This is a genomic window from Corallococcus aberystwythensis (assembly GCF_003612165.1).
Taxonomy (GTDB): domain Bacteria; phylum Myxococcota; class Myxococcia; order Myxococcales; family Myxococcaceae; genus Corallococcus; species Corallococcus aberystwythensis.
The window spans coordinates 1-17,434 of record NZ_RAWK01000220.1 but is presented as its reverse complement, the minus strand read 5'-3'; the positions used below and the strand labels follow the sequence as shown (position 1 = coordinate 17,434).

Annotated in this window: 11 protein-coding genes and 2 pseudogenes; 3 read left to right on the top strand and 10 right to left on the bottom strand. The window is 71.8% G+C overall.

The window, feature by feature from the left end; genetic code table 11:
* Positions 1-310 (bottom strand): annotated as a pseudogene (locus D7W81_RS29955) (right-handed parallel beta-helix repeat-containing protein); the annotation flags it as partial.
* A gap of 321 nt (positions 311-631) precedes the next feature.
* Here D7W81_RS29955 and D7W81_RS29950 point away from each other — a divergent pair.
* The gene (locus tag D7W81_RS29950; protein WP_120550461.1) at positions 632-901 is read left to right on the top strand and encodes an HU family DNA-binding protein; all 270 of its coding nucleotides are present in this window, start codon (positions 632-634) and stop codon (positions 899-901) included.
* A gap of 28 nt (positions 902-929) precedes the next feature.
* Here the strand turns inward: D7W81_RS29950 and D7W81_RS29945 are convergent, their stop codons facing one another.
* The gene (locus tag D7W81_RS29945) at positions 930-1,952 is read right to left on the bottom strand and encodes a M23 family metallopeptidase (protein WP_120558817.1); all 1,023 of its coding nucleotides are present in this window, start codon (positions 1,950-1,952) and stop codon (positions 930-932) included.
* A 313-nt stretch (positions 1,953-2,265) separates the two neighbouring features.
* A complete protein-coding gene (gene ltaE / locus D7W81_RS29940; RefSeq protein WP_120558816.1) occupies positions 2,266-3,291 on the bottom strand; it encodes a low-specificity L-threonine aldolase in 1,026 nt (341 codons plus the stop codon).
* A gap of 60 nt (positions 3,292-3,351) precedes the next feature.
* On the opposite strand from ltaE, the gene nth reads away from it, so the two are divergent.
* Complete coding sequence (gene nth, locus D7W81_RS29935) at positions 3,352-4,038, top strand: endonuclease III (RefSeq protein WP_120558818.1); 687 nt, start codon at positions 3,352-3,354, stop codon at positions 4,036-4,038.
* Here nth and def read toward each other — a convergent pair.
* From def to galU, 6 genes are all read right to left on the bottom strand, one after another.
* Positions 4,035-4,562 carry a peptide deformylase gene (def, locus tag D7W81_RS29930; RefSeq protein WP_120558815.1) on the bottom strand — a complete coding sequence of 176 codons (528 nt, stop codon included), beginning with the start codon at positions 4,560-4,562 and terminating at the stop codon, positions 4,035-4,037. The genes nth and def overlap by 4 nt on opposite strands.
* 53 nt (positions 4,563-4,615) lie before the next feature.
* Positions 4,616-10,264: a response regulator receiver protein gene (locus tag D7W81_RS29925; protein WP_120558814.1), complete on the bottom strand. Its 5,649-nt coding sequence runs from the start codon at positions 10,262-10,264 to the stop codon at positions 4,616-4,618.
* Between the two features lie 16 nt (positions 10,265-10,280).
* Positions 10,281-12,674: a replication restart helicase PriA gene (priA, locus tag D7W81_RS29920; protein ID WP_244227519.1), complete on the bottom strand. Its 2,394-nt coding sequence runs from the start codon at positions 12,672-12,674 to the stop codon at positions 10,281-10,283.
* A gap of 187 nt (positions 12,675-12,861) precedes the next feature.
* Positions 12,862-13,470 carry a glutathione S-transferase family protein gene (locus D7W81_RS29915; RefSeq protein WP_120558812.1) on the bottom strand — a complete coding sequence of 203 codons (609 nt, stop codon included), beginning with the start codon at positions 13,468-13,470 and terminating at the stop codon, positions 12,862-12,864.
* A gap of 102 nt (positions 13,471-13,572) precedes the next feature.
* Positions 13,573-14,325, bottom strand: coding sequence for a hypothetical protein (locus D7W81_RS29910; RefSeq protein ID WP_120558811.1), 753 nt, complete (start codon positions 14,323-14,325; stop codon positions 13,573-13,575).
* Entirely contained in the window at positions 14,322-15,227 is a 906-nt protein-coding gene (gene galU / locus D7W81_RS29905; protein WP_120558810.1) for a UTP--glucose-1-phosphate uridylyltransferase GalU, read from the bottom strand. The genes D7W81_RS29910 and galU overlap by 4 nt, the downstream gene beginning before the upstream one ends.
* A gap of 59 nt (positions 15,228-15,286) precedes the next feature.
* On the opposite strand from galU, the gene D7W81_RS29900 reads away from it, so the two are divergent.
* Positions 15,287-16,156: a PorV/PorQ family protein gene (locus tag D7W81_RS29900; protein ID WP_120558809.1), complete on the top strand. Its 870-nt coding sequence runs from the start codon at positions 15,287-15,289 to the stop codon at positions 16,154-16,156.
* 13 nt (positions 16,157-16,169) lie between these two features.
* Here the strand turns inward: D7W81_RS29900 and D7W81_RS42530 are convergent.
* A pseudogene (locus tag D7W81_RS42530) lies at positions 16,170-17,434 on the bottom strand (hypothetical protein); the annotation flags it as partial.

Genomic DNA, 17,434 nt, shown 5'->3' with positions numbered 1-17,434 from the left:
CCCCTGGGGCCTCGACCACGGTGGCGCCGGGGTCCGTCGCCGCCAGGACGGTGGAGGGGCCCTCGCCCACGAGCCGGGTTCCCGCTGACAGCCGGAGGGGGCCCTCGTAACGGCCAGAGGCCAGGTGCACGCGCTTCGGGCCGGGGCGGGCCAGGGCTTCTTCCAGGGAGCGCAGGGGCCGCTCCCGCGTGCCGTCACCGCCCGCCGCCGCGGCGTCCACCCAGAGTTCGCCCGCCGACGTTGGCCGCAGGGGTGGCCGTGAGCAGGCGCACAGCAGGGCCAGGAGCCAGGGCAGGAGTCGGGTGGGCACGCGGGCAGGCACTCTAGCCCCTTGATGGCACCCTGCTGGCCCTGGATCAGAAGCGACTGCTAAGTGATCGATTTCCCAAAGCCTTTCATGCGGAACCGATCACATGGCGATCACTTCCGCTGATGGGAAAAGGAAGAGTGCGCGGATGTATCAAAAGATGCGATCCTCCCTCTCTCTACAGGGTGTATTTTCAGAGGCCAGTTTTCATCCCGAGGCCGATTTTCCGGCCTGGGAGCGGGTGGCGCATTGACAGTCGAAACCTCGATTTGTTACCTCCGCCATCCGCTCGTTCAACGCCAGACAACGCAAGAGGGAGGGGTCATGACCAAGGCAGAGCTCGTGGAGGTGGTGGCTGCGCAGTCGAGGCTCACGAAGAAGCAGGCCGCCCAGATCCTCGACAGCGTCTTCACCAACATCGGCAAGGCGGTGAAGAAGGACACGCGCTTCAGCTACCCCGGGTTCGGCACGTGGTCGCTGCGCTCGCGCAAGGCGCGGAAGATCCGCAACCCGCAGACCAACGAGATGATGAAGCTCAAGGCGTCGAAGACGGTCGGTTTCCGTCCCGCGAAGGAGCTGAAGAACTCGCTGTAGTCGCAGGGCCCTTGAAGGCCCGTTCCCCTCAGGGGCGCGAACCCGCGGCCGGGTGGCGCCCCTGGGACGTGAGGACGGGGGACTCCGCCGGCATGCGGGCCACGGGACGCTCCTCGCCGGAGGCATCCGGGGCCGCCTCGGGGGCGACGAGCGCCTCCAGCGGATCCAGTGAGCTGCCGTCGTGCCAGAGCTCGAAGTGGACGTGGACACCGGTCGCCAGGCCCGTGTCCCCCGCGAGCCCCACGACGTCGCCCCTCGCCAGCACCTCGCCGGTCGTCACCAGGACCTCGGACAGGTGGCTGTAGCGCGTCACCCACTGGCCGTCGTGCTGGACCTCCACCATCTTGCCGTGGTCGCCGTTCCAGCCAGCGCGCAGGACGACACCCCTGTCCGCGACGCCCACGGGCTGTCCCCGTCGGGCCGCCAGGTCCACGCCCGAGTGGCGGCGGAGCTGGCCGGTGATGGGGTGCCAGCGCTCGCCGTAGAGGCTGGTGATGGTGACGGGCTCCACGGGCCAGGCGAGGCGCGGCAGCCCCGAGGGCTCCGGCGGCAGCTCCCAGCGGCGCAGCGTGGAGGCTCGGACGATGAGGCGGCCCACCCGCACCACCACGGCCTCCGCGAGCGGTCCGGGCATGTCGCCGTAGAGGCGCGCGTCCTGCTCCAGCTCCGCTTCCAGCACGCCTCGGGCGCGCGTCAGGTCGCGGGTGTCCGTGTGCTCCACCGGCCGGGCCAGGAAGGCGTCCAGGGCCGCGTTCATCGCCGCCCAGTTGCGCACCTGGTCGGCGGGCATGGCGCTTCCGCGCTGGACCTTCTCCCGGTAGGCCTGCGCCTGCTGCGTGAACGCGGTGAGCGCGGCGTCCAGCTCCGGGGAACGTTCAGGCGCCAGGGGGCCCCGGGCGCGCTCCGGTTCGTGGGGGAGGAAGGGAGCGCTGTCGCTGACGAAGCCGCTGTCACCCGAGGTCGCGTACAGCTCCTCAAAGCTCATCTTGCCCTGGCGCGGCGTCGCGCAGGCGGAGAGGGCCAGCAGGGCGAGGACGGCGGGTCGGCGCACGGCGGGACGAGCCTATCACGCGCCGGGCCTGCCACTCCTTCCGGGCCGCGGATCATCCCCTGGCGCACAGGTGTGTGCGGTCCGCACCTGTCGTGGAGCTGGAGAGCCCGCCCCCGGGTCGCAGTGGACCGTTGTTCCGCGGACAGCGACCCTCTTTCGCGTGTGGGCGCGACAGACAGCCGGTCGGGCCTGCCGGGACGCCCCGTCCGGAGCCCCCGGCTCGAACTGGTCCGACAGTCGGACCAGTTGGGCCGCATCCGGCCGGCGGTGGACACCTGGAGGTCCGGAGGCCCAGGGGCCCCCGGTGCCGGGGTCAGCTGGCGAAGGCCTGGCGGATGCGCGCCAGGGCGTCGTCGATGTCCGCCGTGGTCACGTCCAGGTGGCACACGAGGCGGATGGAGTGCGGGCCGGTGGGGTTGGCCAGCACGCCCTGCCTCAGGAGCAGCGCGGAGGCCTCCGCCGCCGGACGCACGAGGTCCGCGAACACCATGTTCGTCTCCACCCGCGACAGGTCCACCTTCACGCCCGGCACCTGGGCCAGGCCTTCCGCCAGCCGGCGCGCGTTGGCGTGGTCCTCGGCCAGGCGCTCCACGTGGTGCTCCAGCGCGTACAGCGCCGCCGCCGCGAGGATGCCTGCCTGCCGCATGCCGCCGCCCAGCCGCTTGCGCAGCCGCCGCGCCTCGCGGATGACGTCCGCCTTGCCCGCGAGCGCCGAGCCCACCGGCGCGCCCAGCCCCTTGGAGAAGCACACCGACGTCGAGTCCGTGAGCGACGCCCACGCGGACGCGGGCTTGCCCGCCGCCACCTGCGCGTTGAAGAGCCGCGCGCCGTCCAGGTGCACCGCGAGCCCGGCCTTGCGCCCCGCCTCCACCACCGCGCGGAAGCGGTCCACCGGCCACACCGTGCCGCCGCCCCGGTTGTGCGTGTTCTCCAGCGAGAGCAGCCGCGTGCGCGGGTTGTGGATGTTGTCCTCGCGCACCGCCGCCGCGACCGTCTCCGGCTTCAGCAGGCCACGCTCGCCCGGCAGGGGCCCCGGCTGCACACCCCACAGCGCCGGCACCGCGCCGCCTTCGTAGTGGAGGATGTGGCTGCCCTCCTCCGTGAGCACCTCGTCGCCCGGACGGCAGTACGCGCCGATGGCGATCTGATTCGCCTGCGTGCCGGAGGGCACGAAGACGGCGGCCTCCAGCCCGAGCCGCTCCGCCACGCGCTCCTCCAGCCGGCGCACCGTGGGGTCCTCGCCGTAGACGTCGTCGCCCACCTCCGCGTCGGCGATGAGCCTGCGCATGGCGGGCGTGGGCTTCGTCACGGTGTCGGAGCGGAAGTCGATGGGCTTCATGGTTCTCCTCGCTGCTTGGAAAAGGGATGCCCTGCCGTGGCGCTTGGGCGGGGCCGCCCCGTGACATACAACGCCCGCGTGGCCCGGCGAGAGACAGTGGCGGAGAAGCGGCAGCGTGCGGTGTCGGTCCTGGACGGTCTGGAGGCAGCCATGCCGGACGCTCGCATCGAGCTGGACTACCGCACGCCGCTGGAGCTGCTGGTCGCCGTCATCCTGTCCGCGCAGTGCACCGACAAGCGCGTCAACCTGGTGACCCCTGCCCTGTTCGCCCGCTTTCCCGACGCGCAGGCCTATGCGCGCGTCGAGCCCACCGACGTGGAGCCCTTCATCCGCACCTGCGGGCTGTACCGCGCGAAGGCGAAGAACATCGTCGCCACGGCGCGCGCGCTGGTTTCCGAGCACGGCGGGCAGGTGCCGCTGGTGCGCGACACGCTGGCGGAGCTGCCGGGTGTAGGGCTGAAGACGGCGGGCGTGGTGTGCATCCACCTGGGCGGCGACGCGGCCTTCCCCGTGGACACGCACGTGAAGCGGCTGGCGTACCGGCTGGGCTTCACGACCCACGAAGACCCGGACAAGGTGGAGAAGGACCTGCAGGCACTGCTGCCCCGCGAGCGGTGGACGCTGGGGCATCAGCTGCTGGTGTGGCACGGGCGGCGCACGTGCTTCGCGCGCTCGCCCGCTTGCGGCGCCTGCGCGGTGGCGGACCGGTGCCCCAAGAAGGGCGTGCGCGCCACCGCGAAGGTCTAGGCGGACGCCGGGGCGCCCTGCTCCTTCGAGGCCTTGAGCTTCTTCATGCGCTTGCGGATGAACTCGCGCTTGAGCGTGGAGACGTGGTCCACGAAGACGGTGCCGTCCAGGTGGTCCGTCTCGTGCTGCACGGCGATGGCCAGCAGGCCGTCACAGCGCAGCGTCTGCTCCTGGCCGTCCTCGTCCAGGTAACGCACGGTGGCGACGGCGGCGCGGTCCACGTCCTCGGCCTCACCGGGGATGGACAGGCAGCCTTCCGTGTACGTCGTCTCCCCTTCGAGCGCGACGAACTCCGGATTGATCATCGCCAGGGGCCTGGATTCCGGCTGCTGGTGCCGGGTGTCCAGGACGATGATGCGCTGGAGGATGCCCACCTGCGGGGCCGCGAGACCGACGCCTTCAGCGGCGTACATCGTCTCGAACATGTCCTTGATGAGCGCGCGGACCTTGTCGTCCACCTTCACCACGGGCTTGGCCTTCTGCTTCAGGATGGGGTCGGGCCAGATGAGAATCTCGCGAACCATGGGGCGGATTCTTAACGCCTCCGGACCGCGTCGGGCAACCGTTCCGCCGGGCATCAGTCGAGCAGATTACGGGCGTACTCGCCCCGCAGCCGGTCGTCTCCCAGGGCTCGCGCGGCCTCCGTCAACACCGCGCGTATCTGCTGCGCGCGGTGCTGGAGCGCGGGGTCCGGATGGCCGGCGAAGCGCAGCGGGTGGAACTCGGCGGCGAGCAGCGCGTACGCCCTCTTGACCTCCTCGCTGCCAGCTGAGCGCGCGAGCCCCAGCACGGTGAAGTAGTCCGCGTCCTGGATCTCCTCGAACTTGGCTTCCAGGCGGTGCACGTCCAGCTCCGGCGGCAGGGCGCCGTGGGCGTCTTCCGAAGGGGGGTGCAGGGCGATGAGGCCCAGCGCCCGCGCGACCGCGAGCGTCTTGAGCGCGCCGTCCTGTGGCAGGCCCGCGCTGAGGAGCAATGACTCCAGGGTGCGCTCGCCGTCCACGGCCTGCAGGAGCTGGAGCTCACGGTTGGAGAGGCCGAAGTCCGTGGGGGCCATGTGCGCGTCGCCTCGGGAGACCTGGGCTCGCAGGGAGCCCGCGGCGTCGAGGAGCGATTCGGCGGTGAGCGTGTTGCGCAGCCCTTCCGCGAGCAGGTGCAGTGGCGGGCGCGTGGCGGCGGCGAGCGCGACCTCGTGCGGCGCGGGCTCCGGCACCAGGCGGTAGAGCGTGGAGGGTTCCGCGAGGGCGTCCAGGAAGACCTGTTCGGTGTAGCGCTGCACCAGCGGGACGGATTCGGCTTCGCGCACGTAGCCGCGACCGCGCAGGGCTTCCAGCAGCGTGCCGGTGGTGGCGCTGCGCACGAGCCGCAGCTCGGCTTCCTGGCGCGCGTCGATGAGGCCGTCCGCGCGAGCACGGTCGACGAGGGACTCGCCCTGCGCGGAGGACGCGGCGCCCACCAGGGTTCCGTCGCGCAACCAGAGGACTCTCAAGGCGTTCATCACCTTGAGCTCCAGGCGCACCTCCATGCGCGCGTCACAGAGCCGCAGGACGAGGCGCGCGAGGCCCTCTTGCGTGAGGCTGCCGCTGCGGGCCACCGCCATCTCCGGGCGGCCGGGCGATTCGAGGGGGATGAGGGTGGCGCGGGCCTGCGCCGAGGCTTCTTCCGCGTCCCGCTGCGCGCGGGCCTCGAGTTGTTCGCGCTCGCGCTCCGACTGGAGGCGCTGTTCGACGGCTTCGGCCTCGAGCCTCACGCGGGTCTCGCGCTCGCGGGTGAGTTCCTCGCGGAGCTGGTCGAGCTGCGCTTGCAGGGTGTCTCGGGCCTGCGTGAGGTTCGTGGATTCAGACTGGGCGCGGGCTTCGGTTTCGGCGCGCGCCTGGGTCTCGGCGGCGAGGAGGGCTTCCGCGGCGGTGCGGGCCTGGGCCTCGGTTTCGATGCGGGCTTCGAGGGCCTGGCGCGCGCGGGCTTCGGAGTCGAGGCGGACTTCCAGCACGGTGCGCAGCCGGCCTTCGGAGGTGGCCTTGGCGGTGGCTTCGGCGGCCTTCTGCTCGGCCTGGAGGGCTCGGGCTTCGGCGGCGGTGCGGGCCTGGAGCTGCTGCTCGGCGGTGACCTCCGCTTCGGCGCGGGTCCGTGTGAGTTCGTCCGCGTGGGCCTGGGCTTCGGCCTGCGTCCTCGACTGTTCCGCCTGGCGGGCCTGGGCCCGGGTCAGCTCCTGCGTGAGCTGCTCGATGCGCGCTTCGGCTTCGGTGCGGGCCTGCGCGAGCTGATCCGCGCGGGCCTCCGCTTCGGTGCGCGCCTGGGTGAGCTGCTCGATCCGGGCCTCGGCTTCGGCCTGGGCCTGCCTGAGCTGGTCGGCGTTCTTCGCTGCTTCGGCTTGAACCTGCGTGAATTGATCCGCGCGGTTCCCTGAGTCGGCCTGGAGCTGCTGGAACTGCTCCGCGCGAGCCTCGGCCTCGGCCCGTGCTTGATCGAGCTGCTCAGCGGTCTTCCGCGCCTCGGCCTGGGCCTGCTCGAGCTGTTCGGCGCGCGCCGCGGCTTCGGCTTGGGCCTGCTTGAGCAGTTCCTCCCGGGCCTCTGCTTCGGCCTGAACTTGCTTGAGCAGTTCCGCGCGCTCCGCGGCTTCGGCCTGGGACTGCTTGAGCTGTTCCTCGCGGGCCTCTGCTTCGGCTTCAAGCTGCTTGAGCCGTTCCTCACGGGCTTCTGCTTCGGCCTGAACCTGCTTCAGCTGTTCGGCAAGCGTCTCTGCTTCGGACCGGGTCTGGCCGAGTTGATCAGCACGCGCCTCGGCTTCAGCGCGGGCCTGATTCAACTGATCAGCGGTCTTGGTGGCTTCGGCTTGGAGCTGCTTGATTTGATCAGCGTTGGCGTCGCGGTCCTGCTCGGTCCGCGCCAGGGCCTGCGTCAGCTGCTCCACGCGGGCTTCCGCCTGCACCAGGGCTTCGGCGGGCTGCGAGGCCTTGGCTTCGGCTCGCTGGCGGGCCTGCTTGAGCTGCTCCATCCGGGCGTTGGCCTGGCTCAGCGTCTCCGCGAAGCGCGTCTCGTTCTGCTGCCTTGCCGCCTCGGCTTCTTCCGCTCGGGCCTGGGCTTCGGCCAGGGCCTCCTCGGCCTTCGCGGCCCGGGCTTCCACTTCCGCCAGGCGTCCGGCGTTCTGTTCCGCGGTGGCTTCGGCGGCGGCGCGGGCTTCCTCGGCTTGCGTGGCCCGGCTTTCGGCCTGGCTCAACGCCTGGGTGGACTGCCTTGCCTTGGCTTCTCCCTGGAGCAGCACCTGGGCCAGCTGCTGCGCCCTGGCTTCCACCTGCGCCAACGCCTGGGCGGACTGCTTCGCCTTCGCCTCGGCTTGCGCCAGCGCCTGCGTGGCCTGCTGTGCCCGCGTCTCCGCCTGGGCCAGCGCCTGCGCGGACTGCTTCCCCTTCGCTTCGGACTCGGCGAGCGACTGGGCCAGCTGATGGGCTCGCACCTCCACCAGGGACAGCGCCTGCGCGGCGTGCTTCACCTTCGCTTCGGCGGCAGTGCGGGCCTTGGCCTCTGCTTCGGCGCGGGCTTCCGCCTCGGCACGCCGGGCCTCCAGGTCCGCACGGAGCGAGGCCTGCTCGCCGTCATGGCTGTCCTTCTGCTCGGATTGCGCTCGCTGACGCGCGTCCTCGCGGGACCCGGATTCGGCTTCCGCCCGGGCCTCGGCCGCGAGCCGGGCTTCGGTCTCGGCCTCCAGCCGTGCTTCCACGTCGGTGCGCGCGGCCTGCTCCAGCTCGGCGCGGGCTTCGGCCTCCTCGCGCGTCTGTGCTTCCTGGCGGGCCAGGAGCTCTGCCTCCTCACGCGCCTGGACCTCCGTGGCGAGGCGCTTCTCGAGTTCGACGAGCTCGAGCCTCGCCATCTCCGCGAGGGCTTCGGCTTCGCGGCGGGCGCGTTCCTCGGCGTCCGCTCGGGCTTCGGCCTCCACGCGGCTTCCAGCCTCGGAGGCGAGCCGGGCCTCCACCTCCGCGAGGGCCTCCGTCGCCGACACGGCACGGACTTCCGAGTCCGCGTGGGCCGCCGACGCCTGCTTCAACAGGGACTCGGCGCGGGCGCGGGCGTGGACCTCCGCTTCGGCTCGCACCTCCACGGCGCTCCGGGCCTCGATCTCCGCGTCCGCTTCGAGCCGGGCGTCTTCGCGTGCTCGCGCTTCGTCCGCGATGCGATCCTCCAGCTCGACGCGGAGTGACTGCTCCGACTCGGCCAGGGCTTCCGCGTCCGCGGCCCGGGCCTCCGCCTCTTCAAGGGCGGCGTGGGCCATCGCGAGCTCTTCGCGCAGCGATTCCAGCTCCGCGGCCAACTCCGACGCCGGCCCGGCCTCGTCCGTACGCGCCGGAGCGGGTGCGTCCTGCTCCTGGGCGCGCGTCCTGTTCGCCCGCTGCAGTCCTCCTGGCACCCGCATCGCCGACGACGGCGCCTGGGCCTCCAGCAGGGTGTTCGTGCCCTCGGGGCGTGACGCGGCACCGTCGCGCAGGTTCGACGAGGAGCCGGTGGGATTCACCGCCTCCCCTGCTCCAGACGAGTCGTCCGGATGCCCGGGAGCGCTACCGGCATCCGCGCCTGATTTGTCGTTCAGGCTCGCGGGCGGGACTCCCGCTCCCGCGGCAACGGCCACACCGGCCTTGCCCGACGAGCGCAGCGGGACCCGGGCAGCGACGCGCAGTGGCCTCTCGGGATTCGCACGCGGCGCGGTGCTGTCCGCGGTTCCGCCACCGCGCGACTCCGCTGCCTCGGACGCCGGGCTGGCGGGCTGCGAGCCACCGCCCGCACGTGCCGCATCCGCCGCGCCCGTCGGCTCCTGCCACTGAAGAGGACCGGTGCCCTCCGTCTTCACGTCCTCGACGGTCTCGGAATCGAACCAGTCCGCACCCACCGGCTTCGCAGAGGCATCGGAGGACTCGCCCTCCTCCTGCTCGCGCGCATCCGCGGAGGCCTTGAGCTCCTGCTCCAGCACGTCCCAGTTCGACAGGCCCGCGGCCGCCAGCTCCTCCTCGGTCGGCTCCGAGGACGCGGCCTCTTCCGGCTCCGGCGACACGGCCTCTTCCGGCTTCGCCGCGGCGGCCCGCTCCTCCGCCGCCACGTCGTCCGCGACCGAACCGAAGTCCGTCTCGTCGGAGGCGCCCACACCGCCCTGTGGCGGACGCGCCTCCAGCTCCGGATCCGGCTCCAGTTCCTTCCAGGCCAGCGGCGCCGAGCCCTCCGGCGCCTCGGCCTTCGCCGCCCCTGGGTCCTCGTCCGATTCGACGTCGAAGAAGTCCTCGTCGCCCAGCTTCGGCGCGGGCTTCACCGGCTTCAGCCCAGGCGGGGTGAGCCGCTCCTCACGGAAGGCGAGCTGCCCCTCCGGCGGCGCCCCTTCCGCGCCCTCCCCGTTCGGGAACGGGAAGCGCAGCGTGGTGCGCGCTTCCGGCGAACGGCCCTCGGCCGCCGCTTCCGCGTTTGGCGGTTCCGCGTCCCACTCCGCGCCGACGTTCGCGTCCGGATCCGGCTCGCCCCACGCCTCTCCGGAGTCACCCTCGTCCGCCGCCCCGGCCCAGTCCGACTTCGTGCCCACCGACAGCGCGGAGTCGATGGACGCCATCGCCTCCGTCTCCACCTCCAGGTGCGCCTCTTCCAGCGCGGCGTTCATCGCCAGGTGGGTGCTGCGCTCGCGCTGCTGGTGCACGGCGTGCGCGCTGCGCTCCTCGCGCGTCATCGCCGCCACTTCCCAGTCCGTCTGGTTCAGCGTCGCCAGGTCCCCGAACAGCGCGTTCGCCAGTGCCGGGTCTCCGCCCACCGCGTGCGGCGCCGTCGCGTGCCACGCCTCGTCCGCCGCCGGGCCGCTCCCCTTCACCGGCTCTCCCAGCGTCCGGTTCTCCACCACGCGCCAGCCATCCGCTTCCGCCGGCGCGCGGATCAACGTGTCCACCAGCGTCACGAAACTGGGACCGTCCAGCGGCAGTGGCGCCACCGCCGCGCTGAAGCCTTCGATGGCCTCGCTCAGCAGCAGCACGCGGGCCTTGTGGCCCTCCGGGTGCTGCACCAGTTCCTCCAGCACCACGCGCCCGCGGCCGCTCTCCACGCCCGGCGCGAGCACGATGAGTTCCGGCAGGTGATGCCCGAAGGCGATGAGCGCGTCCGCGGCGGAGGTGGCGAGGATGACCTCGTGCCCTTCGCGGGACAGCAGTCGCCGGACGGCGGCGATGGTGGCGATGTCGTCGTGTACGAGGAGGACCGAGGCGCCCATGGGGGAGCCAGGGAGTCTACAGCATGGCCCCGGGATCCACGTCGATGACGACCTTCACCCCGTTGGGAACATCCGCCAACGCCGCCTCCAACCGGGCGAGCAATGGGGCGAGCGCCGCATGCGTCGGCGCCTTCAGGAGGAGCTGCCAGCGCGTCTTGCCCCGGATACGGGCAATGGGCGCCAGGGCCGGCCCCAGCAGGCGCACCCCCGCCGAGGCCGGTGGCATGTGCCGCCCCACCAGGTTCCCCAGGAAGCGCGCCACGCCCGCCGTCTGCTCGGGGTGCTCGCCCTCCAGCCGGACGGCCGCCATGCGCGCGAAGGGCGGGTAGGCCAGCGCCTTGCGCCACTCCAGTTCCTGCTTGGAGAACCCGTCGAAGTCGTGCGCCAGCATCCGCTTCACCGGCTCCGCGTCCGGGTTGTAGGTCTGCACCAGCACCCGGCCCGGGTCCTTTCCGCGCCCCGCGCGCCCCGCCACCTGGGTCAGCAGGTGGAAGGTCCGCTCGGCGGCCCGGAAATCCGGAATGGCCAGGGACGTGTCCGCCATCACCACGCACACCAGCGTCACGCCCGGGAAGTCGTGCCCCTTGGCCACCATCTGCGTGCCCACCAGCACGTCCAGCTCCCGGCGCGCGAAGGACGCCAGCAGCTCCGTCAGCTTCTCCGCGCTCGTCGCGGAGTCCCGGTCCAGCCGCGCCACGCGTGCGTGCGGCATCCGCTCCAGGACCTCCGCCTCCACGCGCTCCGTGCCGATGCCCAGCTTGAGCAGCGGGCCCGTGCACTCGCGGCAGCGGTCCGGCACCGGGAACGCCACGCCGCAGTAGTGGCACACCACCCGGTTCTGCGACCGGTGGTGCGTCATGCACACGTCGCAGTCGTGGCACTTGAGCGACAGGCCGCACACCTCGCACAGCAGGATGGTGCTGTGGCCGCGGCGGTTGAGGAAGAGGATGACCTGCTGCCCCTTGGCCACCGTCTCCTCCATGGCCTGGAGCATCTGCGGACTGAGGATGGGGGCCTCTTCCGTCACCTGTCCCTCGCGCGGACGCTCCACGCGCAGGTCCACCAGGTTGATGGTGGGCATGGGCCGGTCGTCCACGCGGTTCTTCAGCTCGACAATCTTGTAGCGGCCGGAGCGCGTGTTCTGGAGCGTCTCCAACGAAGGCGTGGCCGAGCCCAGCACCACCACCGCGCTGGCCTGCTTGCCGCGCACCACGGCCAGGTCGCGCGCCTGGTAGCGCAGCTTCTCGTCCTGCTTGAAGGACGGGTCGTGTTCCTCGTCCACGACGATGAGCCCCAGGTGCTCCACCGGCGCGAACACCGCCGAGCGCACGCCCACGGCGATCTTCACCGTGCCCTTGCGCAGGGCCTGCCAGTGGAACAGCCGCTCGCGGTCCTTCAGCCCCGAGTGCAGCACCGCCACGTCCCCGCCGAAGCGGCTGCGGAAGCGCCCCACCAGCTGCGGCGTCAGCGCGATTTCGGGCACCAGCACCAGGCTGCCCAGGCCGCGCGCGAGCGTGTGCTCCACCGCGCGCAGGTACACCTCCGTCTTGCCGCTGCCGGTGACGCCGTGCAGGAGGTACGGCTGGAAGCCGCCCGCGTCGACGGCGCCCTGGAGCTCCTTCACCGCCACGGCCTGCTCCGGGGTGAGCCGGTCCGGGCGGTTCTGCACCAGCCCCTCGCGCACGCCGGCCTGCAGCGTCACCTCCACCCACTTCACGAACTTGCGCGTGGCCAGCTTCTTCAGCGTCTCGCGCGCGCCGGGGATGGCGTGCGTCACCTCATCCAAGGGCGCGCGTCCGCCCACCGCCAGGAGGTACTGGAGCACGGCGGCCTGCGCCGGGGCCCGGGCCAGCTGCGGCGGCACCTCCGTGACGAGCGCCTCCACGAAGAACTGGATGTCCGGCTTGGCTTCCTTCTCATCCACCGCGGTGGAGAGCCCCGGCGGCAGCGCGCCGCGAATCACCTCGCCCAGCGGATAGCGGTAGTGCTCCGCGGTGAAGCGCAGGAGCGCGATGAGGTCCTTGGGCAGGGACGGCGAGTCCTCCAGCACGCGCTGGATGGGCTTGAGCCGCACGCCTCCCTCCACCGGCGCGTTCGCGGGCCCCAGGTAGAAGCCCAGCGCCATGCCGCGTCCGAAGGGCACGAGCACGCGCTGCCCGGGGGCGAGGTTGCCCGCGAGCGCCTCCGGCACCAGGTAGGTGAACTCCCCGCGCACGGGACGGCCAACGGCGACGGATGCAAGGAGGGCGGGGGTGGCGCTCACGACGGGGCGCACTGTAGCGGTGCGCTCCCGCTGCGACAGTTCCCGTCCCACTTCCGTACGCCGCGTCCGCAAGGGGATGGCACCGTGAGAGGAGGCCTCTGCCGGTCCCTGCGGAAAACCACCCAGCGCGAAGTGTTCTTGCTCCATGACCGACCTCTTGCCGCTTTCGTCCCGCCCGCCACCGTCCTGCACCCGGGATCCACTGTGCCCGGAGCGTCTGACATTCCTTGCGGCCGTGAAGCACGAAGGGCCCCTCCCACCCCTGGAATACAGGGGGCGGAAGAGGCCCAAGCAGCGCTGCGGACGGCGCGGAAGGAGGCGTGCGGGCGTGCGGCTACTTGCCGAAGGCCTTCTTCACGGACGGGCGGCTGGAGACGCGCTCCCACCAGGCCATCACGTTCTTGTGCGGGGCGACGAGGTCCTTCTCGCCCACGGCGAAGAGGTACTCCATGTACGGCGCCCAGGAGACCTCGGCGAGCGTGAAGTCATTGCCCGCGAGGAAGGGCCGCTTCGCCAGCTCCGCGTCGATGACCGCCAGCGGACGCTTCACGCCCTCACGGCCCTTGGCGATGTTCTCCTCGTTGTTGGTGTTGAAGAAGCGCTCCATGACGATCTTCATCGCCTGGCCGGAGAAGTAGGACTGCTCCACGCCGATGAACTGCTCCATCAGCGCGTAGGCCTTGGGGTCCGTGGGCGTCAGCGAGTTGCCCGGCAGGGTGCGGTCCAGGAAGCGGGCGATGGCGCGCGACTCGTACATGATGAAGCCGTCATCCAGCTCCAGCGCGGGCACCACGCCAAAGGGCTGGCGGGCCACGTGCGCGGGCGTCTTCTGCTCGTGCTTCGACAGGTCGATGTTGATGAACTCGGCCTCGCGGCCCTTCTCCGCCAGGACGGTGAGGACCTTGCGGGTACACGTGCTCATCGGGTTGCCATAGAGCTTCATGCGAATCGCCTCCGCGCCACGGAGCCGGGAAAATCCCGGTCCTGGAACGGGCGGGACTTTCACCGTGAGTCCCGCCCATCGCAAGCGATTCGAAGCGGGCCGCTACTTGAAGAGCGTGTCCGGCACGGCCGAGCGGTTGTCCGCCTTGAGGGCGGTGAAGCGCAGCACGCGCTGGCCGGCCTTCCACACCTCCACCGTGCGGGGCATCCAGTCCCCCGTGGACGGCGAGGCGTAGTCCACGAAGCGCACGTCCCAGGCCGCCCCGGACGCGTCCGAGTAGCGCAGGCGCGCGGGCCGGAAGGCGTCCTTGTAGACCCAGAACTGGGGTTTGCCCTCCGCCGGGTCACCCAGGACGTAGGCCACCTCGCCGCCGAAGCGCGCGAGCGACGTGACCTTCGTGTTGATGCCCAGGCCCTGGAGGTAGGCCTCCTGGGCCAGCTTCGTGTCCTGCACGCTGCCCGCGTCCTGCGCGAGGATGGCGCACACCTGGGCCACGAGCACGGAGATGGCGGGCACCTCCTTGCCCTCCACGCGCTTCTTGCCGGACACCTGCACGGTGGCGGCCTTGAGGCTGCTGTCGGGCGAGCTCGCGTCGAAGCGGCAGCGGCCCGGAATCTTCACGGACAGCACGCCGTCACCCTGGAGCTCCGGGCGGTCGGTGGGGACGTTGAGGGCGGCCCCGGCTTCCGCCACGGCCGTGGAGGAGAAGATGACGGAGCCCTCCACGCGGAAGGCCGACAGGCGCTTCTCCTCACGCGTGTTGGCCATGCGCCGCAGGATGGAGCCACCGGGCAGCACGTAGGCGCCGGCGGCGAGGGAAACGAGGACGGCGGATACGGCGATGAGACGCTTCACGGCTTCTCCGTCTTGACGACCTCGCGCAGGTACTCCAGGAGTCCTCCGCGCAGGTCGGGGCGCTTGAGCGCATAGGCGATGTTCGCCTTGAGGTAACCCACCTTGTCACCGGCGTCGTAGCGCTGGCCCTGGAACTTGTAGCCCAGCAGACCTTCGGTCTTCTGGAGCGTGGCCAGGCCGTCCGTGAGCTGGATCTCCCCGCCCACGCCCGTGGTCTGCTTCTCCAGGATGGGGAAGATGGACGGGGGCAGCACGTAGCGGCCAATCACCGCCAGGTTCGACGGGGCGGTGCCCTTCTTGGGCTTCTCCACCACGTGGTCGATTTGAATGACGCCGTTGCCCAGGTCCTTGCCGGCCGCGATGCCGTACAGGTGCGTCTCGCTGTCCGGCACCTCCATCAGCGCGATGACGGCCTTCTGGTGCTGCTGGTAGATGCGCGCCAGCTGGCCGATGCCCGGATCCTCCGGCGAGTCGATCATGTCGTCGCCCAGGAGCACGCCGAAGGGCTCGTTGCCGATGACGCTCTTGGCGCACAGCACCGCGTGGCCCAGGCCCAGCGGCTCCTTCTGGCGCACGCTGATGATGCGGACCAGGTTCGCGATGGCGCGCAGCTTGTCCGCGTCCGCCGTCTTGCCGCGGGCGCGCAGGGTGGTCTCCAGCTCGAACCCGATGTCGAAGTGATCCTCGATGGCGGACTTGCCGCGGCCGTTGATGACGACCACGTCCTCGATGCCGGCGGCGACGGCCTCCTCCACGATGTACTGGAGGGTGGGCGTGTCGACGATGGGCAGCATCTCCTTGGGCACGGCCTTGGTGGCCGGGAGGAAACGGGTACCCAGGCCGGCGGCGGGGATGACGCACTTGCGGATGAGCTTCGCTGCCTTTGTGTCGGGAGAGGACATGGGGCGGGGAATCTATTGGTGGCCCAGAACCCCAGCAAGCCGGATAGATTCCCCCAGCCATGCCGCTCCGTGCCATCGCCGCCGCCGTGTCGTTGCTGCTGTCCGTGGTCCCCCTCTCCGCCCGGGCAGCCACCACCGAGCGCGCCGATGAGCTGCGCAACATCGCGAGTGCCCGCTCCCTGGGCATGGGCAGCGCCTTCCGGGCCACGGGTCTGGGTGCGGATGCAATCCTGGGAAACCCGGCCGCGATGGCGCTCTACCCGATCTACCGCATCGAGGGCACGGGCGCGTACGACCCGCGCAACAAGGAGGGCTACCTGGGCGTCAGCCTGGCGGACTCCAGCAGCGGCCGGCTGGCGCTGGGCGTGGACTACCACTGGCTGTCCCTGGGGCGCGGCGGGGGGCGGACGTCCGCGAACCTGAGCACGCTGGGCGCGGCGCTGCCGCTGGGGCAGACGCTGCTCATCGGCCTGTCGGGGCACTACCTGCGGCTCAATGGCCAGTCCCGCTTCGCCAACTCCATCACGCTGGACGCGGGCCTGCTGATGCGGCTGAGCGAGCAGCTGTCGCTGGGCATCTCGGGGCACAACCTCATCGACACGGAGAACGTGGAGTTGACGCGCTACTTCTCCGCGCACGCGGCCTACGTGGGGCCGGCGGTGGTGGTGGCGTTCGACATGCGCGGGGACTTCGAGACACGCGACTCGACGGTGCTCACGTACAGCGCCGGCGCGGAGTACATCCTCGACCAGACGATTCCGCTGCGCGTGGGCTACACGTACGACGGCTTCCAGGAGGTGTCCCGCGTGACGGTGGGCGCGGGCTTCCTGTCGCCCGGGGGCGGCGGCCTGGACCTGGCGTACCAGCACGACCTGGGCGGGCTGAACGGGCGCATGCTGGCGCTCACGCTGCGGCTGGCCGTGAACTGAAGCGGCCGGTGGATCAACGCCCCGGGCGGCCTGCCTCGGCGGCGTCGCGCAGGGCGAGGTAGCGCTCGGAGGCGGCGAAGCGGACCAACTCCTCCAGCTCCGAGTCGTGGGGGCGGCGGGTCCGGAGCACGGTGAGCGCGGGTCCGGGGCCTCCGCAGGCGACGAGCCCCGCGCGGTTGGCGGAGTCGCGCGCGGCGGCGACCAGGAGGCTCGCGTCGAAGTCGCGGGTGCCGGGCTCCATCAGGAGGGCGGCGCGCTCCAGGGCCCTGGGTGAGAGGGACTCGCGCACCACGCGGGCGTCGTCGCCGGCGTCCTTGGGGTTCTTGAGGACGGAGGACAGGAGCGCGAGCGCGCGCAGCAGGTGGTCCTTGCGCAGGGCGCGCAGGGCGAGCAGGTCCGGCGACAGCGAGAACAGCGCGCGGCCGGCGTGGAAGCGTAGCTCGGCGTTCGTGGGGGGCTGCTTCACGAGGAGCCGGCCCACGACGAGGCGCGGGGCGGTGGTGTGCAGCGGGGTGATGTTGGCGGTGTCGTCGTCGCCCGCGACGACCTCCGGCACGGGCACGCCCAGGAGGCGCGCGACGGTGTTCAGCGCGTCCAGGATGGCGGCGGCGCCGGGGCCCGCGGAGGCGCGCAGGGGCTCCGAGGTGTTGGCGATGCGCGCGGGGGACGGGAACAGCCGGCACAGCGCGATGCCCACGCACGCGAGCAACTCCCCGGACGGGGTGCGCAGGCCCGGGTGGCGCAGGCCGGCGCGCTCCTGGTTGGAGAGGGGGCCCCGCTGCACGCGGGGGGCGGGGACGTCGCGGCCGTCCAGGGCGTCGGCGAGCTCGCGCATGAGCGCTGCGCGGGTGACGTCACCGCGCTGGTCGAAGTGGTCCACGAGGCCGCGGTAGGGCTTCGGGTCGAGCGGACGCTCGCGCACGAGCTTGAAGACGAGCGGCTCCGCGGTGGTGGACTCGGCGGGGGGCGGGGCGTCCGGGACGGCGGCCGGTGTTTCGCGGGTCTCGGTGGAGCCGACGGTGGGGCGGCCACCGGCCGGGGGACGCGTGGGTGCCGGGCCGGAGACGGTACCCTCGGGACGGCCGGCGCGGTGGATGCGGCGCACGGGGTCCATGCGGCCCGGAGGCGCTTCCCACGCGATGACGCTCGTGGCCTCCACGGGCCCGCCGCCGAGTTCCTGCGCGTCCTCGTCTTCGTCCTCGGACGGAATCTGACTGAGGAGGGGGATGTCGGGCGGGGCTTCGGGAGCGCCACGGCCCCGGGCTGGAGGAGCGACGA